The organism is Staphylococcus sp. KUGN1 (assembly GCF_045984185.1).
GTDB classification, from domain to species: Bacteria; Bacillota; Bacilli; order Staphylococcales; family Staphylococcaceae; genus Staphylococcus; species Staphylococcus warneri_A.
Genome location: NZ_JBJQIL010000002.1, coordinates 233,028 through 245,362 on the forward strand (window position 1 = coordinate 233,028; position 12,335 = coordinate 245,362).

At 31.8% G+C, this 12,335-nt stretch carries 13 protein-coding genes; 2 read left to right on the top strand and 11 right to left on the bottom strand.

Annotation, left to right across the window (positions count from 1 at the left end):
* Window positions 1-88 precede the first annotated feature (88 nt).
* A complete protein-coding gene (gene nikA, locus ACJQQZ_RS07590) occupies window positions 89-1,561 on the top strand; it encodes a nickel ABC transporter substrate-binding protein (protein WP_145505595.1) in 1,473 nt (490 codons plus the stop codon).
* Window positions 1,562-1,634: 73 nt separating this feature from the next.
* Here the strand turns inward: nikA and ACJQQZ_RS07595 are convergent, their stop codons facing one another.
* The 7 genes from ACJQQZ_RS07595 to ACJQQZ_RS07625 form a co-directional block, all read right to left on the bottom strand.
* Window positions 1,635-2,171: a GNAT family N-acetyltransferase gene (locus tag ACJQQZ_RS07595; RefSeq protein ID WP_002450344.1), complete on the bottom strand. Its 537-nt coding sequence runs from the start codon at window positions 2,169-2,171 to the stop codon at window positions 1,635-1,637.
* Between the two features lie 450 nt (window positions 2,172-2,621).
* Entirely contained in the window at window positions 2,622-3,440 is an 819-nt protein-coding gene (locus ACJQQZ_RS07600) for a formate/nitrite transporter family protein (RefSeq protein WP_002450345.1), read from the bottom strand.
* A gap of 278 nt (window positions 3,441-3,718) precedes the next feature.
* Window positions 3,719-3,898, bottom strand: coding sequence for a hypothetical protein (locus tag ACJQQZ_RS07605; RefSeq protein WP_075778128.1), 180 nt, complete (start codon window positions 3,896-3,898; stop codon window positions 3,719-3,721).
* A gap of 83 nt (window positions 3,899-3,981) precedes the next feature.
* Window positions 3,982-4,452 carry an SRPBCC family protein gene (locus ACJQQZ_RS07610; RefSeq protein WP_049424556.1) on the bottom strand — a complete coding sequence of 157 codons (471 nt, stop codon included), beginning with the start codon at window positions 4,450-4,452 and terminating at the stop codon, window positions 3,982-3,984.
* Window positions 4,453-4,598: 146 nt separating this feature from the next.
* Window positions 4,599-5,600 (bottom strand): metal ABC transporter solute-binding protein, Zn/Mn family, encoded by a 1,002-nt coding sequence (locus ACJQQZ_RS07615; RefSeq protein WP_145505601.1) that lies wholly within the window; start codon window positions 5,598-5,600, stop codon window positions 4,599-4,601.
* A gap of 293 nt (window positions 5,601-5,893) precedes the next feature.
* Complete coding sequence (locus ACJQQZ_RS07620; RefSeq protein ID WP_002450348.1) at window positions 5,894-6,493, bottom strand: thioredoxin domain-containing protein; 600 nt, start codon at window positions 6,491-6,493, stop codon at window positions 5,894-5,896.
* Between the two features lie 26 nt (window positions 6,494-6,519).
* Complete coding sequence (locus ACJQQZ_RS07625) at window positions 6,520-6,861, bottom strand: DUF4467 domain-containing protein (protein ID WP_228077266.1); 342 nt, start codon at window positions 6,859-6,861, stop codon at window positions 6,520-6,522.
* 307 nt (window positions 6,862-7,168) lie between these two features.
* Between ACJQQZ_RS07625 and ACJQQZ_RS07630 the strand changes: the two genes are divergently transcribed.
* Entirely contained in the window at window positions 7,169-8,419 is a 1,251-nt protein-coding gene (locus ACJQQZ_RS07630; protein WP_145505604.1) for an aminoacyltransferase, read from the top strand.
* A gap of 58 nt (window positions 8,420-8,477) precedes the next feature.
* On the opposite strand, the gene ACJQQZ_RS07635 is transcribed toward ACJQQZ_RS07630, so the two are convergent.
* From ACJQQZ_RS07635 to ACJQQZ_RS07650, 4 genes are all read right to left on the bottom strand, one after another.
* Window positions 8,478-9,203 (bottom strand): amino acid ABC transporter ATP-binding protein, encoded by a 726-nt coding sequence (locus ACJQQZ_RS07635; protein ID WP_145505607.1) that lies wholly within the window; start codon window positions 9,201-9,203, stop codon window positions 8,478-8,480.
* Window positions 9,200-9,919: an amino acid ABC transporter permease gene (locus ACJQQZ_RS07640; protein WP_002450352.1), complete on the bottom strand. Its 720-nt coding sequence runs from the start codon at window positions 9,917-9,919 to the stop codon at window positions 9,200-9,202. The genes ACJQQZ_RS07635 and ACJQQZ_RS07640 overlap by 4 nt, the downstream gene beginning before the upstream one ends.
* Window positions 9,900-10,682, bottom strand: coding sequence for a transporter substrate-binding domain-containing protein (locus ACJQQZ_RS07645; RefSeq protein WP_002450353.1), 783 nt, complete (start codon window positions 10,680-10,682; stop codon window positions 9,900-9,902). Before ACJQQZ_RS07645 ends, ACJQQZ_RS07640 begins: the two co-directional genes overlap by 20 nt.
* Before the next feature lie 117 nt (window positions 10,683-10,799).
* A complete protein-coding gene (locus tag ACJQQZ_RS07650; RefSeq protein WP_145505610.1) occupies window positions 10,800-12,236 on the bottom strand; it encodes an MDR family MFS transporter in 1,437 nt (478 codons plus the stop codon).
* Window positions 12,237-12,335 lie beyond the last annotated feature (99 nt).

The following is a 12,335-nucleotide window of genomic DNA, read 5'->3' on the forward strand; positions in this document are numbered from 1 at the left end:
TTTCAAATACATAACGATGCAATGCGTACATGCCTTATTAACGACTTAGTAAATTTTCATGATTAGAAAACAGAGAGGAGTCAATGACATGAAAAGATTTACTATTCTGATAATTATAGTATCTTTTATTTTAGCAAGTTGTAGCAGTAATGCAACAAATAAAAAAAATACGCTTAATGTTGAAATTCCATTAAAAACAACATCAATTGCGCCGTATGAAACGGATGTGCCTGTGAAAATCGGTGCATTAGAGTCATTATTCAAAATGTCTAAAGATGGTAAAGTGAAACCACTATTGGTTAAATCATTCAAGCAAAAATCTGATGATACCCTTACCCTTAAAATTAAAGATGACATTCATTTCCAAAATGGTCACAAATTAACTGGTGATGCTGTCAAACGTAGTCTAGAACAAGGTGTAAAAAAGAGTGACTTATTAAGTGGGTCTCTTCCTATTGATAAAATCACTGCAAAAGGTCAAGACGTGACCATCAAAACGAAGGAACCTTATCCTGAATTAAAATCTGAATTAGCGAGTCCATTCGCAGCTATTTATGACACTCAAGCGAAAGGCAAAGTTTCGGATCAACCAGTTGGCACTGGTCCCTATAAAATTGACAAATATCAACGTTCACAAAAAATACAACTATCAAAATATAAAGATTATTGGCAAGGTACACCTAAATTAAGCAAAATCAATGTCACTTATCATGAAGATGGCAATACTCGTGTTAACCACTTATTATCTGGCAAATCAGATCTAACTACAGATGTACCTATCGATCAAATTAATGATATTAAGAAATCTAACAAAGCAAATATTCAAAGTACATCTGGTTTCAGAACACATTTATTGCTATATAATCATGACAGTAAAAAAATGAACAAAAATGTTCGAGAAGCATTTGATGTAGTCATTAATCGTAAAGAGATTGCTAAAAATGTTTCCAAAAATTATGCCAAACCCGCTTCTGGCCCATTTAATGACCGATTGAAACATATTAAAGATGGCAAGGTTCAACCACAAGATATTAACAAAGCGAGAAAACTATTAGCCAAAGAAGGCTACACTAAAGATCACCCTTTAAAAATCAATATAGTTACTTATGACGGTAGACCTGAATTACCTAAAATTGGACAAGTCATCCAATCTGAAGCTAAAAAAGCAAATATTGATGTGAAATTAAGAAATGTAGATGACATCGAAGGATACTTGAAAGATAAAGATGCATGGGATGCATCAATGTACAGTTACTTAACTGTTCCTAGAGGAGATACAGGTTATTTCTTTAATACTGCATACTTACCAAAAGGCGCAAATAACAAAGGTAACTATAATAATAAAGAGGTTACGCAACAAATCAAACAACTCAACCAAACATTCGGTCAACCAGAACGTGAGCAACTAACTAATCAAATATTGAAAACGTCTGACAAAGACATTCCAAATAGTTATATAACGTACAATGACCAAATTGACGGTGTAAGTAAAAATGTGAAAAACTTCAATGTAACACCTGAATCTATTTATTTAATTGATTACAAAGTAGACAAAAAATAATAGAATTAAAATAGCCAGTAAATGAATGATCCAACTCATTTACTGGCTATTTTTTAACTCTATGTGATTACTTTTAAAATGGGGGTTGTCCTAGAATCTTTTCTTCAAAGCGTTCAGGAATTAATATTTTCCTCATAATCACACCTAAATCACCGTCATCGTTTTCATGTTCAGCATATATTTCATATCCTCTTTTTTCATAAATACTTAATAACCAAGGATGTAATCGCGCGGATGTGCCTAATGTGACTGCTGAGGCCTTTAATGTATCTCTTAAAAAGTCTTCTTCTACATATTTTAACAATTGACTACCATAACCTTGTCCATCAAATTCTGGTTGTGTTGCAAACCACCAAACGAACGGATAACCTGAAATACTTCTGACACTCCCCCAAGGATATCTTACTGTAATTGTTGAGATGATTGTGTCGTTTAATTCTAATACAAATGTAGTATTATGTTTGATATTGTCTGCTACCATTTCCTCTGTGGCATTCACTGATGGCCAGTCGATACCTAGCTCTCTTAATGGCGTAAAAGCTTCATACATAAGTCGATGAATCGATAAAACATCACTTTGATCTGCAATTCTTATATTCACGTTACTCATTCTCTTCACGTCCTTCATTTTCTCTATTCATGACATTAAGCGTAAAAAGAAAAACGACAAGAGTCAATCAACTTGTTTGATAGGTATCTACAAAAAAGTAAGGGGGTGGGATAGAAATAATAAAGAACCACTAATCATTTATGATGTAGTGGTTCTTACGCATTAGCCACAGCTAATGTGTACTTTAAAATCTGTAGATTTTCTTTTCGAAATTCTCTATGTTTTGGGCCCGTCACCCCGGCAATGTTAACTAGAAATGAAAAAGCTTGGTACATTAGACCTTCTTTGTAATTTATTACTTAGACGATTTTATGCATGAACTTTAGTTCATGTATACCTCTAAAGCTTAATTTGAACACATGAGTCAATACGCATGTGTAAGTCAACTACTGCCTATATATGAATGTAACTTGAAATATATTTATGTCCCAACCTGTTACACACATATTATTATTTTAATTGTGAACGTTGCCCATTTAAGTATGCATAAACTAATCCAACAAAGATACCGCCACCAATGTAATTACCTATTAAAGCAAATACAATATTTTTTAACACACCTAAACCGGACATTCCATCAATATTGAAAAAAAGCATACCTGAGAATAACCCTGCATTAAATACAACGTGTTCATAACCCATGAAGACAAACACAACTACTCCACAAGCAATAAAGAAAGCCTTTGTTAATCCTTCTTTAAATTGCATAGAAACAAAGATACCTATATTAATAAAGAAATTACAGAAAATACCTTTTACTAATATATTTAACCACGTTGATGCTTCCGTTTTCTTTTGTACGGTTTCAGTTAGTGCATCAGTCATTTCTGGTGTCATCACATGTGCATATTTCATTAAGAAAAATAAGATAATTCCACCAAGTACATTACCGATAAAGCAAAATATAAATATCCATATCACTTTATTCAAACGTATCGCTTTATAATACCAACCTACTGTTAGATACATAAAATTACTTGTTAATAATTCTGAATTCGTTAATACAATTAATACTAAGGCTAAACTAAATGCGATGGCACCAAGTAAATTTATTAAACCATCAATTTGTGTAGCAGCAAATTGTGTTTTAATAGCTAGCATAAATACTGTGACAATAGATAACAAGAATCCTGCCATCATTGCTTTTAACGCATAACGCATAGGTGTTCTGTCAGCCATGACTTCTTTCATTTGTGCTTGGCTTACTACCGCTTCCATAATAGACTTAGTTGCGTATGTATCTTCGGTAGTTTTTCGATTTTCCATCATATTCTCAATTACTCCCATCTTTTTAAAATAATTTATTTCATATTCATTATATGAAGAAATAAAGATGATGAATAGTGGTAATTTTTTAACAAATGATAAAATGCTTTTTAAGTTATTTATAAATATTTGATAGAATTGGTTTTACATTTCAATTTAATGATTGTCTCATCTAACATTTGAGACAACTGAATAATCAAACCAATATAAAAGAGAAAAACTGAGATAGAGACATAATAATTGTACCCATCCCAGTCCATATTTAAATATTAGCGGTCCCATTATTTTCGTTTTAATTTTGAAAAATAATGTAATCCTGATGCAAAAATACTATACCCTAGTAGCGTTCTTAATATAAAACGCACATATTGGTTAGCAAAACATTTGGAGTTAATGACAACCGCCGAAATTAAATGTGTAAATGAGTATAATCCTAATACAATTAGATATCGTTTTTTCATCAAATCAACCTCTTTTTTTAATAAGATTTCAATTCAATGATACACCCATATGAACTTCCACGATTGGCACAATTTATTTACAATTATGATTTTAATAGTTTTTCTAATTGGTCTAATGTTGAATTCATACCTTCTTCGACCCCCATATCAAGCGCTTGTTGTGCAGCCTCTTTTGAAGGTAAAACGGATGTTGACGTCACTGTAGTTTGATTAGGTTGCTTTTCCTCAAATTCAATTGTGATATGCATGCCAGGCATGTTAGGATCTTTGTCACCTTCAGGTGTAGCGAAAAAGTCTAAGTATTCAATGTAATTAGGTTTTTCAATTTTTTTATATTCTGAACGCGTGTAACTTGTCATATCAGGTGTGTGAATAGCAAAGAACGCATGTCCACCTTCTTCAACATTGAATTCAAATACTTCTGTAGAAGCACCTTCTGGGTGAAACCATTGTTTAAACAAATCTTCTTGTGTATATGCGTTAAATAGTTCATGAATCGTTCCTGTAAATGTTCTTGAAAAGATAATTTTATTTTTCTCTACTTTAATAGTCATTTATATTCTCCTAAGTTTTGATTATTAAAATCAATTTTATCATAGCAAAATAGATTAGAAGTTACTAAAAATTGAATCATAAAAACACCTCATCATGCTAGAATCAAATTCTAACATCTGAGGTGTTACTGTTTATCTCATATTAATTAGTGTTCATGCTCGTGTTCATGCTCTTCATCTTTTACTTTAATTTTACTATCTAAAGCTTTTTTAATGTTTTTAATGTTTTCTTTCATTAATGATTGATATGAAAGACCTTTTTTATTTTGTTGTTCTTTAGTTACAGATTCCATATTGTTGAATTTTAATGGTTTCGCGTCTGTTTCTTTTCTAATTGTGTCAGTGATCTTATTGGATACATTTTCTTCATATAAAATGTATTCTACTTTATTCTTTTTAATTTCTTTCACAATGTTTGTAAGATCTTTTTGTGATGGATCTTCTGCACTCATATTTTGAACACCTATTTGTTCGAATCCATAACGATTAGAAAGATAACCAAAAGATTCATGAGAGATAAATACTGCATTACCTTTTTTACCTTTAGTCGCATCTTTCATATCTTTATCAATATTCTCTAGATCTTTATTTAATTTTTTATAGTTCTTTTCATAATATTTCTTATGATCTGGATCTTTTTTCACAAGTTGATCTTTAATCTCTTTAGCGAATGTTTGGTCCATCTTAGGATCTAACCAAACGTGCGGATCATATTTACCATGATGGTGATGTTCTTCTTCGCCATGATGTTCTTCTTCACCTTCATGATGATGGTGATCAGCTAATAAATCATTTTTGCTAATTTTATCTTGTAGAGATAGTTTTTTATCATCTTTTTTAATAGTTGAAGCCACTTTTTTAGCTACTGGGTCTAAATCGTCACCAGTGTAAATGAATAAATCAGATTTTGCTGCACTCATCATATCTTTTTGAGTAGGTTCATAACTATGTAAGTCTGCGCCCGCTGGATAAATTGATTTAACATCTACATATTTACCACCAATTTGTTCTGTAAATGATTTCAATGGATATACTGTTGTATTGACTTTTAACTTATCTCCTTTTTTATGATCATCACCGTTGCCACATGCAGCAAGTGCTAATATCATAAGAGGAATAAGTAGCAATAAACTTAATTTTCTTTTCATATCGTTCCTCCTAAATAGTAATTATTACGATTAAAAATTATATACCTTACTTTCACAAAAAACAAGCCTATCCATACAACTTTTTGTATCAATCTTATCTTTTAAATATTCAAAATAATTTAAACTTTATATGACCATACCCAGTATCACCATTACCTAGCTAGTTATCCATCATCTTAATTAAATTTTTACAATATCAATAAAAGGTCGAGATATAATGCTACTGCAAATTGGAAACGATTCCTCGTCGTCCAAAATACAGGCATAAATCCCGACCTCATTATATAAATGATTTATTTTGATTGAAGTAATTTATCATATTCTTTAAAGTGATATGGATCTTCCACTTTTTTGCCATTGATAAAAACTGTTGGCGCTGTCTCAATATGATGTGCTTTTGTATCTTTCTTATCTTTATTTGCAGCTTTCCATGCGGCACTATTTTTAGTTTTATATTCTGACTTTATTTTTTCTTTTTGATCTGCAGAAATATTCAAATGATCAATCTGTTGGTCAACTACTTTTTCAGTAATCCACGCTTTCTTTTCATCTTGTTGATGCTCGAACATTAATTTTTGAAATTGTAAATAAGAACGTGGTGCAATATTTTGAACTGCATGACCTGCTCTTGACCCTATAATTGAATCTTTACCTAAAAATGCCATATTAACGTATTTAATTTCCGCTTTATGGTTGCTTAAATATTTCTCTTTAAGTTTAGGCATCACATTCTTTTCAACCTTTTTACAATATGGACATTTAAAATCACCATAAATAACAATAAGTGGTTTACCATCTTTAGTGGCTTGAGGTGATTTCACCTCTTCTTTACCACAACCACTTACTAACACGATGATTAAACTTATACATATCATACCGATTAATTTTTTCATTGTTGCTCCTTATCACTTATAGCAGGCTAGCGCATATTTTCTTCTTTGTAATCCGGATCATGTTCTTGATAATAACCTTTTGAGTTAAAGTTTTCTTTATATTTAGCTTTTTTACCATTAAACTCATAAGTATAATAACGGACTTCTTCATCATCACTTAAAGGTTTATATGCTAAGATAACGTATTTACCTTTATCATAAACATAGATATTAGCATCCTTTTTATCAAAGTGCTTCACTTCATCGCCAGCATCTCTTTTGGCTATTTTAGTTTGTTTCTTTTCTTGTAGCTTAACCGCTTTATCAATTTTATCTGTATACTTTCCACTACTACATCCAACTAGTATTAGCGTTAATATACTAATCATCACTACGAATCTCTTCAATATGTTCACTCCCGATAATATGACTCATATGAAATGAAATCTTATTTTAAATCATGTCATCTTTCACTCTAAATTTTATCATAGAATGCAGAGCATAACAGTATCAATTAATACAAAAAACACAATTTTAAATTAATTTTAAAAATAAATAGAATGTATGATTTTATCACATCATACAAAAGTATGACGCTATTTTTTATGTTATGATGTGTAATGATAGTAGTATTTTGATAATATAATTATTGACGATTTATTCATTAGTTTTTATTTCTAGAGGGGAAGATATATATTGAAATTCGTAAACTTAACATCCGAAGAATTCGGTAAATTTACTTCAGAACATTTTTCACATTACACACAATCAAGCATTCATTATGATAATCGACATGAAATGCGAGGAGACGTTCATCTTGTCGGTGTTAAAAATGACAAAGATGAGGTCATTGCAGCTTGTCTTTTAACTGAAGCACGTACATTAAAATTCTTTAAATATTTTTATACACATCGCGGTCCAGTCATGGACTATAATAACTTATCACTAGTACATTTCTTCTTTAAATCTTTAACTTCATACTTGAAGAAACATCATTGTTTATATGTACTTGTTGATCCTTACATTCTCGAAAATTTAAGAAATGCTGATGGTGAAATTTTAAAATCATTCGATAACCGTGCTGTTATCAAAACAATGGAAGATTTAGGCTATAAACACCAAGGTTATACAGTTGGATATGATATGATGAGCCAAATTCGTTGGCTTTCTGTCCTAGATTTAAAAGGTAAATCAGAAGATCAATTAATGAAAGAAATGGACTATCAAACACGTCGTAATATTAAAAAAACATATGAAATGGGCGTGAAAGTACGTACGTTATCTATAGATGAAACGGGTACATTCTTTGATTTATTTAGAATGGCAGAAGAAAAACATGGTTTCAAATTCCGTGACCAACCCTACTTTGAAGAGTTACAAAAAACATATGGCGACAATGCTATGCTTAAATTAGCCTATATCGATTTACAAGAATATCTCACTACTCTAGAAGATAAACACAAGGATTTATCAAAACAACTTCATGATGTAGAAACATCTCTACAAGAGAATCCAAATTCTAAGAAAAATAAAACAAAGCATACGCAAATTAAACAACAATACGATAGCAACGAACGTAAGATTAGCCAAACTAAAGATGAAATTGCAAAAGAAGGTCAAGTATTGAACTTAGCCGCTGCAATATATATTTATAACGACCATGAAGTATATTACTTATCTAGTGGTTCTAATCCAAGATATAACCCTTATATGGGAGCATACCGTTTGCAATGGGAAATGATTAAATTTGCCAAAGCACATCATATTGACCGTTACAACTTCTATGGTATTACTGGCGACTTTAGTGAAGATGCTGAAGATTATGGTGTTCAACGCTTTAAAGAAGGCTTTAACGCTAATGTATATGAATATATCGGAGACTTTGTTAAACCGATTAAACCATTGTTCTACCATGTAAAAGAATTAATTGATAACAGAAAAAAATAAGTATACTAAAAAATCCCAGTGAAACTGAATTCACTGGGATTTCTTTTTCTTATAAATACTATTGAATAACATTTAAGAAACGTTTAAGTTCATCTGTTTGTGGACGGTAAAAAATATCGTCGGGTGTACCCTGCTCGCCTATTTTACCTTCATGAATAAATACAATTTGGTTGGATACTTCTTTAGCAAATCGCATTTCATGTGTAACGATGACCATCGTCATACCTTCTTGTGCTAAATCTTTAATCACTTTCAATACGTCATTAACAAGTTCAGGATCAAGTGCAGATGTTGGTTCATCAAATAGCATGACTTTAGGATTCATAGCTAAAGCTCTAGCAATCGCTACACGTTGTTGTTGACCACCGGATAATGCATGTGGGCGTTGATCTTTCACATGTGTTAAGCCTACTTTTTCTAGTAGCTCTAGTGCTTTTGTTTTAGCTTCTGATTTACTTTGCTTCTTAACAGTCACTAAACCTTCCATGACATTCTCTAGCGCAGTCTTGTGTGGGAATAAATTATAACTTTGGAACACCATCCCGGACTGTTTACGTACTTCAATCTGTGATTTTTTGTCCTTTGCAGTATATGTTTTACCATTAACAAAAACTGTACCTTCAGTCGGTATTTCTAAAGCATTCATCATACGTAAGAGTGTTGTTTTACCTGAACCGGAACGTCCAACTAAAGTCACAACTTCGCCCTTATCCACTTTTAAATCGATACCTTTAATCACTTCTGTTTGATTAAATGATTTATGAATATTCGATAATTCGATCATGAGCGATACCCTCTTTCAATGTATGATTCATAAAAGCTTTGAATAACTGAAATGATGAAACAAACAACCCAATACATTAATGCAACTAAAAGATAAATCGTTAAATATTCATAAGAAGTTGAAGCAACTTCTTGTGCTTTACGGAACATTTCAGCCACTAAGATAAATCCTAATAAAGATGTATCTTTAATAAGACCTAAGAAGGTATTACCTAATGCTGGAATTGATACACGAATCGCTTGTGGCAGAATAATACGTTGAACAGTTTGGCGATAATTCATTCCGATTGAATAAGCCGCTTCTGTCTGTCCTTTTGGTATAGAAATGATACCACCACGAATAATTTCAGATGCGTACGCACCCACATTAAGTGATAACCCTATAATAGCTGCGATAACTGGTGCTAATGTCCATTGGTTATCAGCATCGTTTGTTAAGAGTCTTCCTAATTCTGGAATACCATAAAATATAATAAATAATTGAACAATCATTGGTGTACCACGAATGATTGATACGTATACACGCGCAATACCTTTTAATACTTTACTTGTAGAAATACGCATTAGTGCTGTAAATAAGGCAATGATTAAGCCTAATACAAATGTTACAAGTGTGATTGGGATAGAATATTTCACTAATCCTTCTAACATAGGTCCAAATGCTTGCTTTGCAGCGTCTAAAGCATGAAGTTGTTCACTATTCAGGTTTAGAAACATCTTGACCAAACCATTTCTTACCTATTTTTTTAAGTTCGCCACTCTCTTCAATTTTCTTCAATCCGTCATTGAATTTTTGTACAGTTTTATCATCAACTTTTTTAGAGAAAGCGAATGCTGATTTGTTTTTCTCAGCGTCACCTTTAATTGCCTTGATTTTAGCGTTAGGTTTTTGCTTTTTATAATCTAAATATGAGAGGCTATCGTTAAATGTAGCATCTACACGATTAGATAATAATAAGTCCATTGATTGGTTAAATCCATCAACTTTTGTGATTTTAGCGCCTTTATCTTTAGCTAATTGACCATAGTTAGAAGTAAATGTTTGTGCTAACTTTTTACCTTTAACATCATTGAATGATTTAATATTTTTTTCATTTTCACGTACGACTAATACCGCACTTGAATAAGTATAAGGATTAGAGAATTTGTATTTTTTCTCTCTATCTTTATTAATACCTACTTGGTTGGCAATCACATCAAAACGACCTGCATCTAGTCCTGCAAACATTGAGTCCCAAGATGTTTCGTTAAATTTCAATTTAAGGCCTTCTTCTTTCGCTACTGCTTTAATAACATCAATATCGTAACCAGTTAACTTGTCTTGCTTATTGTGGAATGTGAAAGGTGCGTATGTACCTTCCGTACCCACTCGGATTGTATTGTCATCTTTACTACTTGATTTACTATCTTTGCTTGAATTGTTACCACATGCTGCTAATACAAATACTAATGCAATGACACAAAATAAAAGTCTTTTCATTAAACTATTCCCCCTTAATCTTATTATTCTAATCGGAATAAAAACATTTTAATCCTTAATGGGTGGTAAGTCAATAACTAGTTACTGGCTTTTGACTGTCATCACAACTCTGATGAGCTATTGTTCTTCTGTCGATTTTGTATTTTTCTTTAACATAAATGAGCATAAGAAGCTCACAACTGTAATTATAACTGCAAATAAGAAACCAGCATGATAACCATGTAATAATGTATCTATTTTAATTTGTCCTAACATTTCGCTACGTTTCATACCATCATAATTACTCATATCTGGTGAATAGTGCTTACTTGCCTGCGTTAAAATAGTAATTAAAATAGCTGTACCAATTGATCCGGCAATTTGTTGTACTGTGTTAGTCATAGATGAACCATGAGCATTCATTTCATATGTTAATTGGTTCATTGTATGTGTCATCACAGGCATTAAACCTAAAGCAATACCAATCATACGTATGCCATAAACGGTAGCTAACATCACTGAACTTGTATTTTCATCCATAATGACAAAATAACCTGTGGTAATAATTACAATCATCATACCGATAAGCGCTAAAGGTTTGGCACCGAATTTTTCATAAAGTCCACCTGAAGCGAATGACATAATCGCCATAACAATGGCACCAGGTAATAAAATCAATCCAGAGTCTAAAGGCGTACGGTTTAATAGATTTTGAACAAACATAGGTAATACTGTTTCAGAACCAATCATAGAAACCATTGTGACTGCCATAATTAATATACCGATAGTAAATTGAGTATTTTTAAACACACTAAAGTTTAATAATGGTGTTTCAAGTTTAGATTGTCTCCAGATAAATAAGGCAACAAGTATCACACCGCCAATAATAGTAGTTAGAACGATAGGATCATTCCAACCGTCGTGAGAAATTGAACTTGTTCCATATAACAAACCACCAAATCCTAAGACAGATAAAATGATAGACATGATATCAATAGGTACTTTGATTGTTTCGCCCACATTTTTCACTGTAAATAGTGCAATGATAAATGTGATTGCAGCAATAGGAGCAACTACATGGAATAGTGATCTCCAATTTAAATACTCAACTAAATAGCCTGATAATGTTGGTCCAATAGCTGGCGCAAGTCCAATAACTAAACCAAACATCCCCATATATTTACCACGTTCATGTGGCTCAAATATATTCAATATGGTTGTCATCATGAGGGGCATCATGATACCTGAACCTAATGCTTGAATAATTCTAGCTATTAATAAAATAGTAAAATTAGGACTAAATCCACCTAACATTGTTCCTAAGAAGAATATAAAAATACCAACTAAAAAAACCTGTCTTGTCGTATAACGTTGGATAAATAATGCTGATAATGGAATCACTACCCCATTAGTTAATAAAAAGGCTGTTGTCAGCCATTGTACTTGTGAATATTCAATGTTGAAATCTTTCATAATACTAGGTAAAGCTGTTGTTAGTAATGTTTCATTTAACAAACCAAAGAAACCGCCTAATAACATCGTAATCATCATTACTAATTTTGCTCTAAGCGTCACTGATACTCCTCCCTACTTTCCTTTTTCATTTATCTGGTCATTATACAGTTATTGAATGTAATATGCATTTTTTAAGTTCAAAAAGTCCCAATTCTACAA